The organism is Tenacibaculum geojense (assembly GCF_042676005.1).
Classification (GTDB): Bacteria; Bacteroidota; Bacteroidia; order Flavobacteriales; family Flavobacteriaceae; genus Polaribacter; species Polaribacter geojense.
Genome location: NZ_JBHTJR010000014.1, coordinates 267,625 through 288,981, shown reverse-complemented (window position 1 = coordinate 288,981; position 21,357 = coordinate 267,625). Strand labels below are relative to the sequence as shown.

At 30.9% G+C, this 21,357-nt stretch carries 17 protein-coding genes; 13 read left to right on the top strand and 4 right to left on the bottom strand.

What is annotated here, in order from left to right; all coding sequences use genetic code 11:
• Positions 1-6: 6 nt before the first annotated feature.
• Positions 7-1,350 (bottom strand): adenylosuccinate lyase, encoded by a 1,344-nt coding sequence (purB, locus tag ACFQ1U_RS01945; RefSeq protein WP_386104751.1) that lies wholly within the window; start codon positions 1,348-1,350, stop codon positions 7-9.
• A 101-nt stretch (positions 1,351-1,451) separates the two neighbouring features.
• On the opposite strand from purB, the gene ACFQ1U_RS01940 reads away from it, so the two are divergent.
• The 4 genes from ACFQ1U_RS01940 to ACFQ1U_RS01925 are packed head-to-tail and all read left to right on the top strand — an operon-like array spanning position 1,452 to position 4,888.
• Positions 1,452-3,467, top strand: a complete 2,016-nt coding sequence (locus ACFQ1U_RS01940) for a VWA domain-containing protein (protein WP_386104749.1) — start codon at positions 1,452-1,454, stop codon at positions 3,465-3,467.
• On the top strand, positions 3,464-3,652 hold the full coding sequence (locus ACFQ1U_RS01935; RefSeq protein WP_386104747.1) for a CPXCG motif-containing cysteine-rich protein: 189 nt from the start codon (positions 3,464-3,466) through the stop codon (positions 3,650-3,652). The genes ACFQ1U_RS01940 and ACFQ1U_RS01935 overlap by 4 nt, the downstream gene beginning before the upstream one ends.
• The gene (locus ACFQ1U_RS01930) at positions 3,649-4,044 is read left to right on the top strand and encodes an acyl-CoA thioesterase (protein WP_386104745.1); all 396 of its coding nucleotides are present in this window, start codon (positions 3,649-3,651) and stop codon (positions 4,042-4,044) included. The genes ACFQ1U_RS01935 and ACFQ1U_RS01930 overlap by 4 nt, the downstream gene beginning before the upstream one ends.
• A 10-nt stretch (positions 4,045-4,054) precedes the next feature.
• Complete coding sequence (locus ACFQ1U_RS01925; protein WP_386104743.1) at positions 4,055-4,888, top strand: prohibitin family protein; 834 nt, start codon at positions 4,055-4,057, stop codon at positions 4,886-4,888.
• 187 nt (positions 4,889-5,075) lie between these two features.
• Here the strand turns inward: ACFQ1U_RS01925 and ACFQ1U_RS01920 are convergent, their stop codons facing one another.
• Both ACFQ1U_RS01920 and ACFQ1U_RS01915 read right to left on the bottom strand, forming a co-directional pair.
• Positions 5,076-7,268 carry an endonuclease gene (locus ACFQ1U_RS01920; RefSeq protein ID WP_386104741.1) on the bottom strand — a complete coding sequence of 731 codons (2,193 nt, stop codon included), beginning with the start codon at positions 7,266-7,268 and terminating at the stop codon, positions 5,076-5,078.
• Between the two features lie 7 nt (positions 7,269-7,275).
• Complete coding sequence (locus ACFQ1U_RS01915) at positions 7,276-8,487, bottom strand: RsmB/NOP family class I SAM-dependent RNA methyltransferase (RefSeq protein ID WP_386104739.1); 1,212 nt, start codon at positions 8,485-8,487, stop codon at positions 7,276-7,278.
• A gap of 61 nt (positions 8,488-8,548) precedes the next feature.
• Here ACFQ1U_RS01915 and recG point away from each other — a divergent pair, with 61 nt between their 5' ends.
• The 5 genes from recG to ACFQ1U_RS01890 all read left to right on the top strand — a co-directional run bounded on the left by recG (position 8,549) and on the right by ACFQ1U_RS01890 (position 15,886).
• Positions 8,549-10,648 carry an ATP-dependent DNA helicase RecG gene (gene recG / locus ACFQ1U_RS01910; protein ID WP_386104737.1) on the top strand — a complete coding sequence of 700 codons (2,100 nt, stop codon included), beginning with the start codon at positions 8,549-8,551 and terminating at the stop codon, positions 10,646-10,648.
• 57 nt (positions 10,649-10,705) lie between these two features.
• The gene (priA, locus tag ACFQ1U_RS01905) at positions 10,706-13,153 is read left to right on the top strand and encodes a replication restart helicase PriA (RefSeq protein ID WP_386104735.1); all 2,448 of its coding nucleotides are present in this window, start codon (positions 10,706-10,708) and stop codon (positions 13,151-13,153) included.
• Between the two features lie 274 nt (positions 13,154-13,427).
• Entirely contained in the window at positions 13,428-13,988 is a 561-nt protein-coding gene (locus ACFQ1U_RS01900; RefSeq protein ID WP_386104733.1) for an RNA polymerase sigma factor, read from the top strand.
• A complete protein-coding gene (locus tag ACFQ1U_RS01895; protein WP_386104731.1) occupies positions 13,975-14,745 on the top strand; it encodes a hypothetical protein in 771 nt (256 codons plus the stop codon). The genes ACFQ1U_RS01900 and ACFQ1U_RS01895 overlap by 14 nt, the downstream gene beginning before the upstream one ends.
• Positions 14,746-14,818: 73 nt before the next feature.
• Positions 14,819-15,886, top strand: a complete 1,068-nt coding sequence (locus ACFQ1U_RS01890) for a hypothetical protein (RefSeq protein WP_386104729.1) — start codon at positions 14,819-14,821, stop codon at positions 15,884-15,886.
• Between the two features lie 28 nt (positions 15,887-15,914).
• On the opposite strand, the gene ACFQ1U_RS01885 is transcribed toward ACFQ1U_RS01890, so the two are convergent.
• Positions 15,915-16,808 carry a sterol desaturase family protein gene (locus tag ACFQ1U_RS01885; protein ID WP_386104727.1) on the bottom strand — a complete coding sequence of 298 codons (894 nt, stop codon included), beginning with the start codon at positions 16,806-16,808 and terminating at the stop codon, positions 15,915-15,917.
• Between the two features lie 117 nt (positions 16,809-16,925).
• On the opposite strand from ACFQ1U_RS01885, the gene rpsF reads away from it, so the two are divergent.
• The 4 genes from rpsF to ACFQ1U_RS01865 all read left to right on the top strand — a co-directional run bounded on the left by rpsF (position 16,926) and on the right by ACFQ1U_RS01865 (position 21,350).
• The gene (gene rpsF / locus ACFQ1U_RS01880; RefSeq protein WP_386104725.1) at positions 16,926-17,267 is read left to right on the top strand and encodes a 30S ribosomal protein S6; all 342 of its coding nucleotides are present in this window, start codon (positions 16,926-16,928) and stop codon (positions 17,265-17,267) included.
• Between the two features lie 3 nt (positions 17,268-17,270).
• Positions 17,271-17,567, top strand: a complete 297-nt coding sequence (gene rpsR / locus ACFQ1U_RS01875; RefSeq protein WP_320417265.1) for a 30S ribosomal protein S18 — start codon at positions 17,271-17,273, stop codon at positions 17,565-17,567.
• 15 nt (positions 17,568-17,582) lie between these two features.
• Positions 17,583-18,032, top strand: a complete 450-nt coding sequence (gene rplI / locus ACFQ1U_RS01870) for a 50S ribosomal protein L9 (protein WP_386104722.1) — start codon at positions 17,583-17,585, stop codon at positions 18,030-18,032.
• A 105-nt stretch (positions 18,033-18,137) separates the two neighbouring features.
• Positions 18,138-21,350, top strand: coding sequence for a TonB-dependent receptor (locus tag ACFQ1U_RS01865; RefSeq protein ID WP_386104720.1), 3,213 nt, complete (start codon positions 18,138-18,140; stop codon positions 21,348-21,350).
• The last annotated feature ends 7 nt before the right edge of the window (positions 21,351-21,357 follow it).

The window sequence follows — 21,357 nt, the reverse complement described above, 5'->3', positions numbered from 1 at the left end:
ATTGTTTTAAATACCAGTATAGTTAGCTGGTGTTATTTGTTTTAATTCGTCTTTGATATTTTCAGAAACTTCCAAAGTATCAATAAAATCTGCAATCGATTTTTGTGTAATTTTTGTATTGGTACGCGTCAATCCTTTTAAAGCTTCATACGGATTCGGATAAGCTTCTCTTCTTAATATGGTTTGAATAGCTTCTGCAGCAACAGCCCAGTTTCTTTCTAAATCTTCTTCAAATTTTTCTTGATTAAGCAACAGCTTATTTAAACCTTTTAAAGTAGCTTTAAAAGCAATAATTGTATGTCCAAACGGAACGCCAATATTTCTTAATACAGTACTATCAGTTAAATCACGTTGTAAACGAGATACAGGAAGTTTTGCTGCTAAATGCTCTAAAATAGCATTGGCAATACCTAAGTTACCTTCAGAGTTTTCAAAATCTATAGGATTAACCTTATGAGGCATTGCAGAAGAGCCTACTTCTCCTTTTTTTATTTTTTGTTTAAAATAATCCATTGAAACATATGTCCAAATATCTCTATCTAAATCAATTAAAATGGTATTTACACGTTTCATGGCATCAAATAAACTAGCCATGTGATCGTAGTGTTCTATTTGAGTTGTAGGGAATGAATGATGTAAACCTAAAACTTCCTCAACAAAATTAGTTCCAAAGTTTTTCCAGTCTATAGTTGGATATGCAACTTTGTGAGCGTTAAAATTCCCTGTAGCTCCGCCAAATTTAGCGGCATTTGGTATATTCTGTAAGAATAATATTTGCTGATTTATACGTTCTACAAAAACAAAAATTTCTTTACCTAATCGAGTAGGGGATGCAGGTTGTCCGTGAGTTCTGGCTAACATAGGTATGTTTTCCCATTCTTCAGACAATTCTGCTAGTTTAGATGTTAAACTGTCTAAAGTAGGGAAGTATACTTCTTCCACAGCATCTTTAATACTTAATGGAATTGCCGTATTATTAACATCTTGTGACGTTAACCCGAAGTGGATAAACTCTTTATAAGCACTTAAATCTAAAGTATCAAACTTTTCTTTTATAAAATATTCAACAGCTTTTACATCATGATTGGTAACACTTTCTATTTCTTTTATACGTAAAGCATCTTCAGTAGTGAAGTTTTGGTATATAGCACGTAAGCTAGGGAAAACCTCTTTATTAACATTTTCTAACTGAGGTAAAGGTATTTCGCATAAAGCTATAAAGTACTCAATTTCTACTTTTACTCTGTATTTTATTAATGCTTCTTCAGAAAAATACTTTGTTAAATCGTTAACTTTGTTACGATATCTACCATCTATAGGTGAAATGGCGTTTAGTGTTGTTAAATTCATTTTTGTTAGTTGTGTTCAAAGAAACAAAAATATCAAAAATGTAAGGTTTACCTACAGTTTTTTAGCATATATTTTTATCTTCACAATCTAAACAAAAAAATGTGCAGAGTATTACACTTCTTTATATAGTTTTAGCGGTTTTAATAGGTGTTATAATTGGTTATTTTCAGTATTTTTTTAAAGAGAAAAACACACCTAAACATACTGTAATTTTATTTTTCTTAAAGTCATTAAGTATTTTTTTTCTGATTTTATTATTGATTAATCCTAAGTTAATTAAAACAACTACGGAAAACTATAAGCCAGTATTGTCTGTTTTAGTAGATGATTCATATTCTATTAAGTATTTAAAACAACAAGAGTTACAACAGAAGATTTTAAACAGTTTTAAAGCTAATGCTACTTTAAAAGATAAGTTTGATATCCAGTATTTTAAATTTTCTGAAGCTATTTCGGTTGCTGATAGTATTGGGTTTAATGGAAAGCAAACTAATATTTATAATGCGTTATCTCGTGTGAAGTCTATTCAAAATACGCATAAATCTCCAATAATTTTAATTTCTGATGGAAATCAAACTATTGGTAATGATTATTCTTACATCAATATTAAAAATCCTGTTTATCCAGTTATTATTGGAGATACCACTAAATTTGAAGATATAGCGATTACTCAGTTAAATGTAAACAAATACAGTTATGTTGGTAATAATTTTCCGGTTGAAGTAAGTGTACTATATAATGGTAATAAAACAATTGATGCACAGTTAGGTGTTTATAAAAAAGGAGTTAAAGTTTTTAGTAAAGCTCTTAAATTATCACCTAATAATAAGTCAACTACTATTAATACTAATTTAACAGCTACTTCAAAAGGTATTCATTACTACAATGTAGTTGTATCTAAATTACCTAACGAAAAAAATACAGTAAATAACAGTAAAAGTTTTTCTTTAGAAGTTTTAGATGAGCAAGTTAAAGTTTTAGTATTAAGTAATGTTTTACATCCTGATTTGGGGGCTTTAAAAAAAGCTATAGAAAGTAATCAACAACGAAAAGTAACGATTGCAAAACCAACTGCTTTTAAAGAAAATATTGATAATTATCAATTTGTGATTTTCTATCAACCAGATAGAACATTTGCAAATTATTTATCTAAAAGAGATTCTAATTACTTAATTGTAACTGGTAAAAATACAGATTGGAATTATGTAAACAGGCTTTCTTTAGGATTTACGAAAAGTTACACTGGGCAAACTGAGGATTATAATGCAGCGTATAATGCTAATTTTTTAACCTTTTTACAGAAAGATATAGGTTTTGATGACTTTCCACCGTTAAAAGATGTTTTTGGAGCGATGAATTTAGAGGAACATCAAGCCTTGTTATATCAAAAAATAGGAGCTATTGAAACTGAAACCCCAATGTTAGCTTTTTTTGAAAAAGGAGAAAATAAATATGCTACGTTATTTGGCGAAGGTATTTGGAAGTGGAGAGCAGCTAATTTTAGGCAACAAAACTCATTTGAATATTTTGATGCATTTGTAGGTAATATTGTTCAATATTTATCATCTAACGAAAAAAGAAATAGGTTAAATGTATCTGTTAAAAACTTATACTTAGCGAATGAAATAATCAATTTTTCGGCATTATTTTTAGATAGTAACTATAAGTTTGATAATAGAGCTTCTTTAACTGTTAAAGTGACCAATACAAATACAAATACTGTTAAAGAATATCCGTTTTCATTAGCTGATAACTCATATCAAGTAAATTTAGAAAACTTAGATTCAGGAGAATATAAATATACGGTTTCTGTAAACGGGCAAAGCTTTAAAAAAACTGGAAAGTTTAAGGTGCTAGATTATAATATTGAAGAACAATTTAATAGTGCTAATTATTACAAGTTAAACCAATTAGCATTAAAAACAAATGGGAAATTGTTTTTTTCAAACCAAGAAGAAGAGTTAATAAATGGGTTAATTAATGATAAACAATATAAAATCACTCAAAAATTAATAACCAAAGAAGAAAGCCTTATTAACTGGAAATGGTTATTACTTTTAATAGCAGGTTTATTGGCCATTGAATGGTTTTTAAGAAAATATTTAGGTAAAATATGATGGAGTTAGAGCATTTTTTTCAATGTCCACATTGTTGGGAACAAATATCTATGATTTTAGATACCACAGTCTCATCACAAACATACATTGAAGATTGTGAAGTGTGTTGTAATCCAATTCAAATTACAGCCAATTTTGAACAAAATGAATTAATAAACTTTGACGCAAATAGCATAGAACAATGAAAAGATTTCATACAAGAAAATGGGTAAAACCAGAAGATTTAAATCCAAACGGAACTTTATTTGGAGGTAGGTTATTACAATGGATAGATGAAGAAGTAGCTTTATATGCAATAATTCAATTAGAAATTCCAAAAACTGTAACCAAATTTATGTCAGAAATAGATTTTGTGAGTTCAGCAAAACAAGGTGATATTATAGAAATTGGAATAGATGTAATAAAATTTGGAAGAACATCAATTACTTTAGGTTGTGAGGTTCGAAACAAAATTACCAGAAAAACCATTATTGCCATAGATAAAATAATTATGGTTTCTTTAGATGAAACAGGAAACCCTGTAGCGCATGGAAAAACAAAAGTAGAGTTTGTAAAAGATAGATTAGCCAACCAATAAATTAAATAAAATGTCAAGAAACCAAATAGATTTAAAATTTCCAAAAGCAGGTGTATTTATTATCCCTGTAATAATTTTCTTATTAATATTTATATCCAAGTCTACAGAAACAATATCTTCTGGTGAAGCAGGAGTCTTATATAAAACATTTGGAGGCGGAGTTGCTGTAGATGAACCACCTATGGGAGAAGGATTTCATTTTGTTTTACCATGGAATAAAGTTTATGTTTATGAGGTTCGTCAGCAAGAGTTATTTGAACAAATGCAAGTTTTATCTTCAAACGGATTAGAAATAAAATTAGAAGCATCAGCTTGGTATCATCCTCAAGTGGAAAAATTAGGATTATTACACAGAGAAAAGGGTGAAAGTTATTTAGACAGGGTAATAAAACCAGCTATTCGTTCTGCCGCAAGAAGTGTAGTTGGAAGATATACACCTGAACAATTATATTCTAGTAAAAGAGATGTAATTCAAGATGAAATTTACGCAGAAACTAAAAAGATATTAGATAAACAATACATTCAATTAAATGAGGTGTTAGTTCGTGATGTAGAGCTACCGCCAACTATTAAAGACGCTATTGAACGTAAATTAAAGCAAGAGCAAGAAGCTTTGGAATATGAGTTTAGAATTGCTAAAGCTAAAAAAGAAGCAGAAAGACAAAAAATTGATGCTGAAGGTAAAGCTGCTGCTAATAAAATATTAAGCGCTTCATTAACCGACAAAATATTACAAGAAAAAGGTATAGAAGCAACCTTAAAGTTATCTCAGTCTTCAAATAGTAAAGTTATTGTTGTAGGGTCTGGTAAAAATGGATTACCTATTATTTTAGGAGATCAATAGGCTCTTAAAGTATTGTTAAAGAAATAATAAACTGTAACAAATAAACTAACTGGTCGTCTATTATATAGATCACTTTCGTAAAGAAAGTTAATGATTAGTTAGTTTTTAATAGTTGATTGAAAAAAGGCTCGAGATGGTTATTTCTCGAGCCTTTTTGACTTTTTGTATGTTTTATTTTACTTACTTATTATTGAATAATAAGTTTTTTTGTAGTGCTATTTTTACTGTCAGAGATTTTTAACAAGTATACACCACTATGTAAATTAGTAATCTTTAATTTGTTATTAACAAACTCTGGTTTTTTATTATTATACACCTCTTTACCAATTACAGAGTAAATTTTTACATTTTTAATATCTGTGCTTTCTTTAACTTGAATAGTAACTTCACCGTTATATGAAGGGTTAGGATAGTATTTAAAAGCAATTTGATTAAAATCTGTGGTACTTAAGCTATTATCAAAAGTATGGCTTCCTATTCCATCAAAAGTGTTTTCTGAAAATACGTCCCATTCATTTGCATCATAAATATTATTTGGAGCACTAATACTGCTTTTTCTTCTTAATGTAACGTTTTGAGCAAATGTATTCCCACTTCCTCCATCTAAATTACCTACAACATCAATTAAAACCCCATTTTTAAATAGTCCGATAGGGTCATTACCGTTAAAGTTTAAAGGAGAGCCGTTATTAGTTGAGTTGTTACTGGCTCTTAATAAATCCGCTTCTTGAACTAAAGTAGCATCATCAGCTCCTTCATGAATAACTACAAAAACATCATTTGGAACAATAGAGGTAACAGTTCCCGATGCTAAATCAAAATCATCAATCCATCCACCAGCTCCGTTGGATTGTTTTCTTAAAGAGTAACCTGTTAAGTCAACAGTGCTTCCTGTTAAGTTTACAATTTCTATAGCTTTGTTATTACCTCCATTTGGTTCTACATATTCAGATATAAATAATTCAGTAGCTGCACCACCAGTATTACCGTCATTAGTAGTTATGTTAACAGCAATACTTGGGTCTGACAAGTTATCAGCTGCATCTTTAGCAACAACTCTTGCCGAATAGCTTGTTGATGGAGATAAACCAGTTATGTTATAAGTAAGATCTGTAGTTGTAGCATGAAAAGATCCATCTAAAAAGATATCATAACCCACAACAGCAATATTATCAGTTGAGGCATCCCATGATACATTAAATGAAGTATCAGTAATATTAGAAGCAACAACATTAGCTGGAGTAGAAGGAGCTTCATTATCCGCTAACGTAGTTCCATTTACAGGTGTACTTAATTCTGATTTATTATTGATTAAATCTTTTGCTAAAACTGTAAAACTATAAGTAGTATTACTACTTAAATCACCAATTGTTACCATAGTGTTTGTAGTAATAACCTCTAAAACGTTATTTACATATACTTCATAACCAGTAACTTCTACATTATCAGTAGAGGCAGTCCAAGAAACATCTATAGAAGTCATTGTAATATTACTTAAACTAACATCAGCGGGTACTGTAGGAGCTTCTGTGTCGCTACTTGTATAAATACCCCAAGTATCTTCAGCAGAATCACCTCCCCAAATTCTTGTAGCTAGGTATGGATTATCTATAAAAGGGTTTCTATTTCCTTGAGCATATTGATTATTGCTTTCATGAAAATCATTTCTAGCTCTTTCAAAATCAGAAACAGGATCTTCAACATTCCATTCTAAGAATAAGTCAATCATTTGGTCTGGAGTAAATTCGTCACTTCCAACACCAACGGCAGTTGGTAAACACTGTTCACCATATCTAAGATACATGTACATCATCATACGTGCAACATCTCCTTTCCATTCATCTCCAGGGTACCAAGCAGCGGTATTAGGTCCTTCGTTACCATCATGAAAATCAATAGAAGAAAAACCAGAATTTCCAGAGCCTCTTCCGAATTTTCTATTACTTCTACTAGAGTTTCTTGAAGGATCAGCAGGCCTTAAATGATGTGCGTCAGCACCAGGACCTTCAGTTCCAAGGTTAGGGTTTCCTAATGATCTTGGAAATACATGTTCTCTATTCCATTGTGTATTACCACCACCATTATTGTTAATTCCTCTTTGACGGTCATTTGTAATATCTTGATCAGTTCCGTTTTCGAAACCATAAACAAGTAGTACTTCTTGAGTGTTATCTGGGTTAACATCAGTTGCCTTACTTGCTTCCCATACCCCAGGAGTATATGTTAAGAAAGTTGTATGTGTGGCTGTGATTTTGGTAGCTAGTTCATTTTTTAATGCTATACCAGCTTTGGTTAAATCAACATCATCATAATAGGCTTGTTGTGCGCTAAGTATGAAAGAAGCTGATAAGAAAAGGGTTGAAAGTAGTTTTTTCATCATAAAATATTTATTTTCTTTCTAATAAAGCCATATAAAATCCGTCAAAACCAGATTTATGGGCTAATACTTTTTGATCTCCTGCAAAAGTAAAATCTTTTCCGTTATCTGAGGCTAAAAAAAGCTCAATTTGTTGCTGATTTTCAGATGGAAGTACTGAACATGTAGCATATACTAGCTTTCCGCCTGGTTTTACCATTTTAGAATAGTTTTGTAAAACTTCTTGTTGAACATCTCTAATGTTGTCTAAAAATTCAGGTTGTAATTTCCATTTACTATCGGGATTTCTTCTAATAACTCCTAATCCAGAACATGGTGCATCTATTAAAACCCTATCTGCTTTGCCGTACAATTTTTTAATTACTTTAGTAGAATCAATTACTTTAGTGTCTACATTATGCACACCATTTCGTCTAGTCCTAACCTTAAGTTTTTTAAGCTTACTTTCATAAATATCCATGGCTGTAATTTGCCCTTTATTTTCCATTAAAGAGGCTAAGTGTAATGTTTTACCACCTGCACCAGCGCAAGTATCTACTACTTTCATTCCTGGTTTAACGTCAAGATAGGCAGCTACAAGTTGTGAAGAAGCATCTTGAACCTCAAATAAACCGTTTTTAAAGCTTTCTGTTTTAAAAACATTGGCACGTTCTACTAATTTTAATGCATCTGGATATCCCTTTATGAATTCAGTGTCAATTCCTTCTGCTGCTAATTTATTTTGAAGTTTTTCTTTTGTAGTACGTAATGTATTTGTTCTTAAAATTACTTCTGCTTGTTTGTTAAGAGCAGCAATTTCTTTAGTCCATACTTCTTCTCCTAATTCAGCTACACCTATCTCATCAATCCAATCAGGAATAGATTCTCTATATTTTCTTATTTTAGATAGTTCATCAAATCTTCCTTTAATTCTTCTTGTAGGTGTAGGCTCTATTTGATTCCAATCTGGTAATTGAATTCCTCTTAAAACACACCAAACAGAGAACATTCTCCATAAATCTTGACGAGAATAAGGATCTTTCACATTTGCTATTTCAGCATAAAGACGCTTCCATCTTACAATCTCATATATAGTTTCAGCAACAAATTTTCTGTCACGTGCTCCCCATCGTTTATCTCTTCGTAAGGCAGTTTCTACTGCTTTATCGGCATAAACCCCTTCATTAAATATATCTCGTAAGCTATCAATAACAGCAAAAACAAGGTTTCTATGTAATCTCATTTGTTTAATTTAAGGCTACAAAGATAGTACGATTAATTGGCTTTTTGTATTTTCGTTTTCAATGAATTTAAATCAACCGGTAACATATGTTAAAGGAGTAAGTGTAGCAAGGGCAGAATTGCTATACAGTGAGCTTGGAATTAGAACGTGTAATGATTTATTGCACTTATTTCCATTTCGTTATATTGATAAAACACAGTTTTATACAATTAAACAGTTACAACAAAGTTCTGCTGAAGTTCAAATTGTTGGAAAAATTACCAATGTGCAAACGGTGAAACAAAAACGAGGTAGTAGATTAGTTGCTACTTTTTCTGATGCTACAGGTAGCATGGAATTAGTTTGGTTTAAAGGTGTGAAATGGATAAAAGACAGCTTAAAACTAAATACTCCTTATGTTATTTACGGAAAACTTAACTGGTTTAATGGCGTTGCAAACATGCCGCATCCAGAATTAGAATTAGTTTCTGAATATAAAAAGAAGCTTCAAACAGCAATGCAACCAGTTTACCCGTCAACAGAGAAGTTAGCCAATAAAGGCGTTTCACAAAAAATCATGCGTAGTATGCTTCAGCATTTATTACAGCAAGCTTTTAGTGGAATTCAAGACCCGTTTCCTGCGTATTTTTTAGATCAGCATAAGTTATTAGGTAAAAAAGAATCAATTTTAAATATTCATTATCCTAAAAATCAAGAATTATTAGCAAAAGCTCAGTATAGATTAAAATTTGAAGAGTTATTTTTTATTCAACTTCAGTTATTGATGAAAAAACTTATCAATAAAAGTAAAAATAGAGGTTTTGTTTTTGAGCATGTAGGTGAGCATTTTAATCATTTTTATAAAAATATATTACCGTTTGATTTAACAAATGCTCAAAAGCGTGTATTAAAAGAAGTTAGAAAAGATGTAGGTTCTGGTGCACAGATGAACAGATTGCTTCAAGGAGATGTAGGTTCCGGTAAAACTATTGTAGGTTTGTTAAGTATGTTGTTAGCTATAGATAATGGTTATCAGGCTACTATTGTTGCGCCCACAGAAATATTAGCAACTCAACATTACAACGGAATTACTGAACTCTTAGCTGGAACTTCTGTAAAGGTTGATTTACTTACCGGTTCTACCAAAACTAAAAAGAGAAGAGAAATACATAGTGGATTAGAAGAAGGTTCTTTACATATTTTAATAGGTACACACGCTATTTTAGAAGATAAAGTTCAATTTCAAAATTTAGGATTAGCAATTATAGATGAGCAGCATCGATTTGGAGTTGCTCAACGTAGAAAGCTTTGGGATAAAAATAAAAACATTCCTCCTCATATTTTAGTGATGACTGCAACACCAATTCCAAGAACATTGGCTATGTCTTTATATGGTGATTTAGATATTTCTGTGATTGATGAATTACCACCAGGAAGAAAAGAGGTTAAAACGGTTCATAGGTACGATAGTAACCGACTTTCAGTATTTAAGTTTATAAGAGATGAAATAGCTAAGGGAAGACAAATTTATATCGTATATCCGTTGATTCAAGAGTCTGCGTCAATGGATTATAAAGATTTAATGGATGGCTACGAAAGTATTTCAAGAGAATTTCCATCTCCAAAATATCAAATAAGTATTGTACATGGTCAGATGAAACCAGAGGATAAAGACCATGAAATGGATCGTTTTATTAAAGGAGAAACACAAATTATGGTTGCAACAACTGTAATTGAGGTTGGTGTGAATGTTCCAAACGCTTCGGTTATGATTATAGAAAGTGCTCAGCGTTTTGGATTAAGTCAATTACACCAATTAAGAGGAAGAGTAGGGCGAGGAGCAGAACAGAGTTATTGTATTTTGCTAACTAGTTACGAATTATCATCTGATGCAAAAACAAGATTAAAAACCATGGTAGATACTTCTGATGGTTTTAAAATAGCAGAGGTAGACTTAAAATTACGTGGACCAGGAAATATAATGGGAACACAACAAAGTGGGGTTTTAAATCTTAAAATTGCAGATGTAGTAAAAGATAGTCCAATACTATATCAGGCAAGGCAAGCTGCTATTGCGTTGTTAAATACCGATCCTGGTTTAAATTTACCTGAAAATAGCTCAATATTAAATCGTTATCAATTATTACAACGCAAGAGTGGTGTTTGGAGTAATATTAGCTAGATTTTATGTAGTTTTGAGTTAAGTTTTCTTCAAAAATATTTTATAAAACCCAGAACATTGGCAGCACATTATATAGATGTTATTTTACCCATTCCCTTACAAAAAACATTTACATATAAAGTAAATGAGTCAGAGGCTGAATTTTTACAAAAAGGAATGCGTGTTGCAGTAGAGTTTGGAAAGTCTAAAGTATATACCGCTTTGGTTGTTAATATTCATACGCAAGCACCACAACTTTATGAAGCCAAAGATATTCATCAAATTTTAGATGAGAAACCTATTGTTTCTCCTCAACAATTAAAACATTGGCAATGGATAGCTAGTTATTATTTATGTTCTTTAGGAGATGTTTATAAAGCTGCATTACCGTCTGCATTTTTATTAGAAAGTGAAACAATTTTATATAAAAATGAAGGATTTGGTGATGAGAGTATTCTAACAGATGAGGAGTTTTTAATATTTGAAGCACTTCAACATCAACCCCAATTATCGGTTCATCAAGTTGTAGATATTTTAGGAAAGAAGAAAGTATTACCAATTATAAATCAATTAATTCAAAAATTGGTAATAGAAGTTAGAGAAGAGATTTACGAAACATATAAGCCTAAAATGGTAAAATATGTTCGTTTACATGTTAATTATGAAAACGAATCTTCATTGCAAGTGCTGTTGGAAGAATTATCTAGAGCTAAAAAGCAACGAGATGCTGTTTTAACCTATTTTCAATTAAAATCTACTAAGAAACCAATAAAAGCTAAAGATTTAGAAAAGAAATCAAATGTTTCAAGTTCTATTTTAAAAGCCTTGGTGGATAAAGGTGTTTTTGAATTTTATCATTTACAAACAGATAGAGTAGCCTTTAAAAGTAATACTAACGGATTAAAACAACTGAACGAATACCAACAAACAGCCTTAAAAGAAATAAAAGAAAGTTTTAATAGTAATGATATAACATTACTACATGGTGTAACAAGTTCAGGGAAAACAGAAGTATATACACAATTAATTCAAGATACTTTAACCACAGGTAAGCAAGTATTGTTTTTGTTGCCAGAAATAGCATTAACAACACAAATTATAACACGTTTAGAGAATTATTTTGGAAATAATATAGCTGTTTTCCACTCTAAATATTCTGTTAATGAAAGAGTAGAGGTGTGGAATAATGTACTTCAACAAAAATCAAAAGCTCAAATTGTGTTAGGTGCACGATCTAGTGTTTTTCTTCCATTTTCTAATTTAGGGTTAATTGTTGTTGATGAAGAGCATGAAGCTTCATATAAACAGTATGAACCTTCACCAAGATATAATGCCAGAGACGCAGCAGTTGTTTTAGCAAAACTACATGGAGCTAAAATATTATTAGGATCTGCCACACCATCATTAGAAAGCAAATTTAATGCTGTTAATAATAAATATGGGTTAGTTTCTTTAACAAGAAGACATGGTAATATTCAAATGCCAAGTATTGAGTTAATCGATATAAAAGAAAAACACCGAAAGAAAGAAATGAAAGGGCATTTTTCTGATCGATTAATTAGCTTAATTAAAGATGCACTAGAGGAAAAAGAGCAAGTAATATTATTTCAAAATAGAAGAGGCTTTTCTCCAATTGTAGAATGTACTACATGTGGTACGTCTCCACAATGTCCAAATTGTGATGTGAGTTTAACATATCATAAATACAGAGGTGAATTAAAATGCCATTATTGTCATTATCAAAGAGCAATGCCAACAAGTTGTGGAGCCTGTGGAAATGCAACTTTAGATACTAAGGGTTTTGGAACCGAACAAATAGAGCTTGAGTTAAAAGAATTATTTCCTAAACATAATATAGGAAGAATGGATTCTGATACGACACGAGGAAAGTTTGGATATCAAAAAATAATAGAAGCTTTTGAAGCTCAAGAAATAGATGTTTTAGTAGGTACTCAAATGTTATCTAAAGGGTTAGATTTTAATAATGTTTCATTGGTAGGTATATTAAATGCTGATGCGATGTTAAATTTCCCTGATTTTAGAGCTCATGAACGTGCTTATCAATTAATGACTCAAGTTTCTGGAAGGGCTGGTAGAAGTAAAAAACAAGGAAAAGTAGCTATACAAACCTACAATCCGTATCATCAAATTTTACAACAAGTATCTACCAATAGCTATGAAGAAATGTATAAAGAGCAATTACAAGATAGATGGCAATACCATTATCCGCCTTATTATAGACTAATCAAAATTACGTTAAAACATAGAGATTATACTAAGGTTGATTCAGGTATAAATTGGTTAGCAAAAGCGCTTCAAAATGTTTTTCATGATAATGTTTTAGGTCCTTCTGCGCCAGCTGTTTCTAGGATAAGGAATCAGTATATAAAAAACTTAATAATTAAAATACCACCAAAACAATCTTTAGTAAAAACAAAAGAGCAACTTCAAAAGGTTAAAAATACTTTTGAAGCTATTAAAGATTTTAGACCCATCCGATTTATTATAGATGTTGATGCGTATTAATGCTTAAGCGTAAATATCATGTTAAATCTATATTAACAAGTGTTTTTCCTGTGTATAAGTATAATTGTAAATAGTAAATTTATAATGCAATTGATTTTAAAAAAGTATTTGTGTTTAACTATTGATTATTACGCCCCGGAATATCACTTATGTGGTTTAAGAACCTTCGGTAAATTGTATCGAAAGTTCTTTTTTTTATTTTTTTAAAACTTTAGGCAACCTTTTTTAAAACTATGTAGTCTATATATTTGTAAGACGATAAAAAGCCGTTGCTTTGAAAATTATATCCATACATACAAAAGAGAAACAACTAATTCAAAAAGCTCTCAAGCAAAATAGAGAAGCTCAGCAAGAATTGTTTCATTTATTTTCACCCAAAATGTTAGGGGTGTGTAGACAGTATGTTAAAGATATGCATCATGCAGAAGATTTAATGTTACAAGGTTTTTTAAAAGTTTTTACAAACTTAGCTGCTTTTAAACATGAAGGTAGTTTTGAAGGATGGATTCGTAGAATAATGGTAAACACTTGTATTTCTTATTTAAGAAAAAAACAACCTATTGAATTTACAGACGATGATTATGCGTTTAACGAGCAAGCTACAGATAGTTTAGAAAATACATCTGTTGAAGATATTCAAAAATTGATAGACCAATTACCAAGCGGATACAAAATGGTGTTTAATTTATATGCCATAGAAGGTTATAAACATTCAGAAATAGCCGAAAAGCTTCAAATTTCTGAGAGTACATCAAAATCGCAATTGTTTAAAGCCAGAAAATGGTTGCAAACTAGTTATGTAAAAATCAACGAGATTAAAAATGCAGACAAATAAATTTGACAAAGTATTTGCTGATAAATTAAAAGATAGAGAATTGACACCGTCATTATCAGCATGGGAGCGTTTAGAAACAAAGTTAGACGAAACTCCTGTTTTGCATAAAAAAAAGAATAAAATCTATAAGTTTATAGGTTATGCAGCTACAATTGCTCTTCTAGTAAGTAGCTTTTTATGGAAGTTTGATGTTGCTAAAGAATCAACTGAGCCAAGTGTAGATATTATTGTTGAGGTTCCTTCCGACTCAGAAGAAAATGGAATACATGTGTCTACTAAAATAAATATTGATGAGGTTGTTAAAAATGAAAAAAGAAATCTAGTTAAAGGAAAATCTTCAGTAAAAAAGAAAATAAATAAACTTCATCAAAACACTGATGAAAAAATAATTTCTAAAAAAAATACTGTTGCTTTGTTTGATGAACCGAATAATATCTCAGAATTAAACAATTTAAAAACTAAGGTTAAAGTAGCTAAAAAAGGTATAAAGGTTGATGCAGATTATTTACTGTTTGCTGTTACTCATTCAAGAGAAGAGGTAAAAGCATACTATGCAAAATATCAAATTAATAGAAATGATGTTTTAGACACTATAAAAAAACAGTTAATTAAATCTAACTTAAAAGTTGATGCAGAGACCATATTAGCTGAGGTTGAAAATGATATTGAAGAGGAAGATTTTCAGCAAAATTTTATGCAAACAATCAAAGGGAAATTATCAAATGTTCTTGTAGCATTTGCAGAAAGAAATAATTAAAAAGCGCTTACTTAATTATCGATAATTAAACTTTCCAAATTTTATTATTCGTTAAATTTTTAAAAACTTAAACATGAAAAGAATACTACTAACACTAGTGTTGTTATGCACAACTATTGCCTATTCTCAAGAAAAAACTTTTGAGAGTGAAGTTAAAAGGATATCAGATAAAATAGGCTTGATAACTCAGCAAGAGAAAGATAGCTTAAAAATAAAGGTTGAGAAAATAAACACGGCCTTAGATAATGGTTTAATTTCAATAGATGAAGCAACTCTAAAAAAGCAACAAGCAGCAAAATTACATGCGTCAAACATAGAAAATAGAGTAGGGGTTGAAGAACGAAAATTGCAACAATTAGTGCAAGATAAAACTAATGGTAAAATTGCGAGTGAAGATGTACATGAAGATAAAGTTTCATTTAAGGTATTTGATAAAGATATTACGGTGTTTACTATTGAAAACAATAAACCAAAGAACAACAGAAAAAGACGAAACAAAAGAACAACAACACAATTATTGTTTGCTATGGGAGTCAACAATGTGTTAAATAATCATGATATTGGTTCTTTAAATGATTCTCCATATAAATTTTGGCAATCTCATTTTTATGAATTAGGATTCACTTGGAAAACAAGGTTATCTAAAGAACCATCAGCTACTTATTTTAAGTACGGATTATCTTTTCTGTGGAATAATTTAAGAGCAGATGATAATCAATATCATGTAGTAACGGGTGATTATACTAATTTAGAATTGTTTCCAGAGAATTTATCAGAAAGTAGATTGCGTCATGTTCAAATGACATTTCCTATGCATTTAGAATTTGATTTTTCTAAAAATAAAAAATATGATGATGGTTTTATAAAAGATAAAACGCATCAATCTGTAAGATTAGGATTTGGGGGTTTTGTAGGTTTTAAATTAGGAACTCGTCAATATATAGAATATAAAAATGCAGAAGGAGTAAGAGTTGAACAAGTTCAGAAAGATGACTTTAATACCAACGTGTTAAATTACGGGTTGAGTGCTTATTTAGCTTATAAATGGTATGGTTTGTATGTTAAATATGATTTAAATCCACTTTTTAAAAATACTGATACAAGAAACATTTCATTAGGTGTTCGATTTGATATTAATTAAGGTTCGTTAAAATTAAAAAGAGCTGCTATTATTTAGCAGCTCTTTTTTCTTCCCATTCTTTTCTTAAATCATTGGATAATTTACCGGTTCCATCATGCTTCCAACCAGGAGGTTTTATGAAATATTTTAATTTATTAGTAATACTAGTTTTTGATGAAAATGCATCTTTAAACATATTAATCCACTCAATAAAAGCAACTTTTACAGGGTTGTAGGTTTCAATATTAGAAACTAAACCATAAACAGGTTTTTCAACCTCTGGCTCAAAAGTTCCAAATAACTTATCCCATATAATAAATATACCAGCATGGTTTCTGTCTAAATATTGCGGATTTGTAGCGTGATGAACTCTATGATGACTTGGAGTATTAAAAATAGCTTCAAACCACTTGGGCATTTTATCAATCAATTCAGTATGGATCCAATATTGATATAGCAAGCTAATAGACATTTGCATAACAACCATTATTGGATGAAAGCCAATTATAATGAGTGGTAGCCAAAAAATAAAAGTGTAAAAACTGCCGGTCCAAGTTTGACGTAGTGCGGTACTTAAATTGTATTTTTGAGACGAATGATGAACAACATGACTTGCCCAAAACAATCTGCTTTCATGAGCTGTTCTATGGTTCCAATAATAAGCAATGTCCTCTAAAAACAATAATAATAACCATGCCCACCATTCAAAACCAATAGTAAATAATCTAAATTGATACATAAACATAAAAGCTCCAAGTATAAGTCCTTTAGTAAGTAATCCTACAAAAACATTACCTAATCCCATTGTTATAGAGGTGGCACTATCTTTAAATTCATAATCTTCAAGTTTAACTTTTACGGTTAAAATAGCTTCTATAATTACGGTTATCACAAAAAAAGGGATTGCGTAATGAATTAAGTTTGGTAATTCTGGGGCTTGCATATAAATAATGTAAAATTTTAATTCAAATTTAATAAAAAAGAACTTCTAAATAAATATGCATACTAGCAAAATATTTGTATATTTGCAGGCTTAAAATAAATTTTAAATAATTTTATTATGAATCATTACGAAACTGTTTTCATTTTGAATCCCGTTTTATCTGAAGGTCAGATAAAGGAAACAGTTCAAAAGTTTGAGGACTTATTGACTAGCAAGGGTGCCGAAATGATCCACAAAGAAGACTGGGGCTTAAAGAAATTAGCTTACCCAATCGAAAAGAAAAAAAGTGGATTTTACCACTTATTTGAGTTCAAAGCATCAGGAGATGTTGTTGCGCCGTTTGAATTAGAGTTTAGACGTGACGATAGCATTATGCGTTATTTAACTGTAAAGTTAGACAAGCACGCTGCAGCTTGGGCTGAGAAAAGAAGAAATCGTGTTAAATCTGAAAAGAAGTAAGAAATGGCATCTATTGAACAACAAGCAAAAGGAGGAAAACAAGGAGACGTTAGATATTTAACTCCGTTAGATATTGAAACAAAAAAAGAAGCTAAATACTGTCGTTTTAAGAAAAACGGTATTAAGTACATCGATTATAAAGATGCAGACTTCTTAATGTATTTAGTAAATGAGCAAGGTAAAATTTTACCTAGACGTTTAACAGGAACATCATTAAAATACCAACGTAAAGTTGCACAAGCTATTAAAAGAGCTCGTCACTTAGCTTTAATGCCATATGTTGGTGATATGTTAAAATAATAAAACAGTACGATTATGGAATTGATATTAAAACAAGACGTAGAAAACTTAGGTTTTAAAGATGATATCGTAACTGTTAAGAATGGTTATGGTCGTAACTACTTAATCCCACAAGGATTTGCTGTTTTAGCTACTACATCAGCTAAAAAAGTATTAGCAGAAAACTTAAAGCAACGCGCTTACAAAGAAGCTAAATTAGTAGAAGATGCTAATAAATTAGCTGAAACTATTAAAGGTTACGAAATCAAGATAGCATCTAAAGTAGGATCTGGAGATAAGCTATTTGGTTCTGTTAACAACATTGATGTTGCAGAGGCTTTAGCTAAAGCAGGAACTGAATTAGATAAGAAATTCATCAAAGTAGTTGGTGGAAACGTAAAAAGATTAGGTAAATACAATGCATCTGTTCGTTTACACAGATCTGTAATTGCCGATATAGTATTTGAAGTTGTAGCAGAGAAATAAGCAACTGTTAAATATCTGTTAAAAAAAAGTTATACCCGTTCTAAATGAACGGGTTTTTTGCTTAATTTCACGCTAAACAAAAGCAATACAATTAAAAACTTAAAAATGAAAAAACTTTTATTTTTATCCTTTTTAATGTTGTTATCGTTTAGTGTAAATGCTCAGGTAACAACATCAAAAATTAAAGGAACTGTTTTAGATAAAGCTGGAGAGCCTTTATTTGGAGCAAACATTGTTGTACTTCATGTACCAACAGGAACTGTATCTGGTGCTGTGGCACAAGATAATGGGAGTTATACAGTACCTAACTTAAGAGTTGGTGGGCCTTACAAAGTAACATTTAGTTATATAGGGTTCAAATCTCAGGAAGTAGAAGGAATCTATTTAACTCTTGGAAAAACAACCAATATTAATGGTGTTTTAGCAGAAGATGGTGAACAACTTGAAGAGGTTGTAATTTCATCATCAAAAAGTAAAATTTTTAATAGTGACAGAACAGGAGCACAAACAAGTGTGTCTGCAACACAATTAAAAACATTACCAACCATTTCCAGATCTGCTTCAGATTTTACTCGTTTAGAGCCAACAGCAAGTAATGGTTCTTTTGGAGGTAGAAATGATCAATACAATAACTTTTCTTTAGATGGATCTATTTTTAATAATCCATTTGGTTTAGATGCCGCTACTCCAGGTGGTCAAACTGGTTCACAGCCAATTTCTTTAGATGCAATTGAACAAATTTCAGTTTCAGTAGCACCATATGATGTTACTTTAGCTGGTTTTACAGGTGCTTCTGTAAATGCTGTAACAAAAAGTGGAACTAATGAATTTACTGGGACTGTATATGGGTTTTACAGAAACCAAGACTTGACAGGAGGTAAAATTTTAAAGCAAGAAGTATTTAAACCAAAATTAAATCAAGCGCAATATGGTGCTAGTTTAGGAGGGCCAATTGTAAAAGACAAACTATTCTTTTTTGCAAACTTTGAAAAAGATGATAGAGTAGATTTAGGTTCAAACTTTCAACCTTCAACAGGGCAAGGAAGTATAAATGAATCTAGAGTTTTAGAGTCTGATTTAATAGCAGTTAGTAATATTTTAAGTCAGGTTGTAATTGGTCAAGATGCTCAAGGAAATGATATTTTCTATAACCCGGGAGCTTATAAAAACTTTACTTATGATCAAGAGTCTACAAAAGGTATTTTTAAATTAGATTGGAATGTTAATAAGAATCATAGATTAGCATTAATTTATAATTTCTTAAGATCATCAAAAGAAAAGCCAGCTCACCCAACAGCATTAGGGTTTAGAGGACCAAGCTTTCAAACATTACAGTTTGAAAATGCTGGTTACGAGATTAATAATAATATAGATTCATTTTTATTAGAATTAAACTCTACGTTTAATGAAACCACTACCAATAAATTACAAATAGGATATACTCTATTTGATGATTTTAGAAATCCATTATCATCACCTGCACCATCAATAACTTTATTAGATGAATTTAGTGGTTCTAACTATATTATTGCAGGTCACGAACCATTTTCTATTAACAATAAATTAGATCAACGAGTATTTCAATTAACAAACAATATGAACTTTTTTAAAGGAGATCATACAATTACAGTAGGTTTCTCATTTGAAAAATTCATGTTTGACAACTCTTTTAACTTAGGAGTTTATGGAGCGCAAGGAGTATTTTTCCCTACAGGTTCTATAAGTGATTTTAGAAATTTAGATGCAACTGCAGAAGCTAATTTAGTTGCTGATTATCAAGCGCAATTTAATTCAGCAATTGCTGCACATAACTCTTTAACAGCTTCAGGACAAGGAAATCCTGGTGGTTTCGCATTAGCAGAAACTAATGTTGGGCAGTTAGCATTCTATTTACAAGATGAATGGGAAGTTAATAATGATGTAAAAGTAACTTTAGGAATTAGATTTGATAAACCATTATTCTTTGATACTGCTGAAAGAGCTCAAGATGTTATTGATAACGCTTGTTGTTTTAATCCAAACGCAACGTATACGAATCCAAATTCAGGAGAGTCTGTTACTTTAGATAACAGAAACATGCCAACAAATGAGTGGTTAATTTCTCCAAGATTAGGTTTCAATTGGGATGTGAATGGAGAAGGTAAAATACAGTTAAGAGGAGGTACTGGTTTGTTTACAGGTAGGTTGCCTTTTGTTTGGTTAGGGAATCAAATCGCAAACCCTAATACATTCTTTTTACAAATGGTTGATCCTGACTTCCAATTCCCTCAGGTATGGAGAACAAACGTGGGTGTTGATTATAGATTAGAGGATGGATGGGTTTTAACTGGAGATATTTCTTATACAGAAGATTTAAATGGTGCGCACGTTCAAAACTGGGGATTAGATACTCCTTCAGGTTCATTAAATACCCCTTTTGATACAAGACCTATTTATACTGATATTGATAAAGCAGGAAATGCGGCTTATGTATTTACAAATTCAGATAAAGGAAGAACTTATAATTTTTCTGCAAAAGTTGAAAAATCTTTTGAAAACGGATTATATACTAATGTTGCCTACAGTTACTTAAATTCTAAAGATGTTAATTCAATTGAGGCTGAAATTACAGGTGATGCTTGGAATTTTAACCCATCTTTAGGAAATGTAAATAATGATGTTTTAGGTTACTCAAAATATGGTGATACCCATAGAATTATTGGTGTAGCTTCTAAAAAGTTTACTTATGGAACTAATGATAAATTTGCGACAACACTTTCTACATTTTTCGAATATGCTAAAGGTGGAAGATTTAGTTATACGTATGCAGGAGATATAAATAATGATGATGTAAACCCTGGAGATGGATCAAGAAATGATTTAATTTATATTCCTACAGATGCAGAAATTGATTTAATGAACTTTGATGGTGCAAACTATCCAGTAGCATTACAACGTGAAGGTTTAAAACAATACATTGCACAAGATGATTACTTAAGTGGAAGAAGAGGACAGTATGCTGAGCGTTACGGAGCTACCGCACCATGGAGATCTCGTTGGGATGTGAAAATTTTACAAGATTTCAATTTTAATGTGTCTGATAATAAGCAAAATACAATACAATTAAGTATTGATATTTTAAACTTTGGAAACTTAATAAACTCTGAATGGGGTCTTGTACAACAAATAGGTAATGTTCAACCAATAGGAGTTTCTGTTGATGAAAATACAAGCACACCAACCTATACATTTGATCCAAATCAAGTAGAGACTTTTGTTTATGACACAAGTTTATTGTCTAGATGGCAAATGCAAGTAGGTTTACGTTATATTTTCTAAACCTATT

Bases quoted from the DNA above. Each gene is read 5' to 3' on its own strand.
- purB (WP_386104751.1), bottom strand. From the start codon at position 1,350: ATGAATTTAACAACACTAAACGCCATTTCACCTATAGATGGTAGATAT.
- ACFQ1U_RS01935 (WP_386104747.1), top strand. From the start codon at position 3,464: ATGATGGAGTTAGAGCATTTTTTTCAATGTCCACATTGTTGGGAACAA.
- ACFQ1U_RS01930 (WP_386104745.1), top strand. From the start codon at position 3,649: ATGAAAAGATTTCATACAAGAAAATGGGTAAAACCAGAAGATTTAAAT.
- ACFQ1U_RS01925 (WP_386104743.1), top strand. From the start codon at position 4,055: ATGTCAAGAAACCAAATAGATTTAAAATTTCCAAAAGCAGGTGTATTT.
- ACFQ1U_RS01920 (WP_386104741.1), bottom strand. From the start codon at position 7,268: ATGATGAAAAAACTACTTTCAACCCTTTTCTTATCAGCTTCTTTCATA.
- ACFQ1U_RS01915 (WP_386104739.1), bottom strand. From the start codon at position 8,487: ATGAGATTACATAGAAACCTTGTTTTTGCTGTTATTGATAGCTTACGA.
- recG (WP_386104737.1), top strand. From the start codon at position 8,549: ATGAATTTAAATCAACCGGTAACATATGTTAAAGGAGTAAGTGTAGCA.
- ACFQ1U_RS01895 (WP_386104731.1), top strand. From the start codon at position 13,975: ATGCAGACAAATAAATTTGACAAAGTATTTGCTGATAAATTAAAAGAT.
- ACFQ1U_RS01890 (WP_386104729.1), top strand. From the start codon at position 14,819: ATGAAAAGAATACTACTAACACTAGTGTTGTTATGCACAACTATTGCC.
- ACFQ1U_RS01885 (WP_386104727.1), bottom strand. From the start codon at position 16,808: ATGCAAGCCCCAGAATTACCAAACTTAATTCATTACGCAATCCCTTTT.
- rpsF (WP_386104725.1), top strand. From the start codon at position 16,926: ATGAATCATTACGAAACTGTTTTCATTTTGAATCCCGTTTTATCTGAA.
- rpsR (WP_320417265.1), top strand. From the start codon at position 17,271: ATGGCATCTATTGAACAACAAGCAAAAGGAGGAAAACAAGGAGACGTT.
- rplI (WP_386104722.1), top strand. From the start codon at position 17,583: ATGGAATTGATATTAAAACAAGACGTAGAAAACTTAGGTTTTAAAGAT.
- ACFQ1U_RS01865 (WP_386104720.1), top strand. From the start codon at position 18,138: ATGAAAAAACTTTTATTTTTATCCTTTTTAATGTTGTTATCGTTTAGT.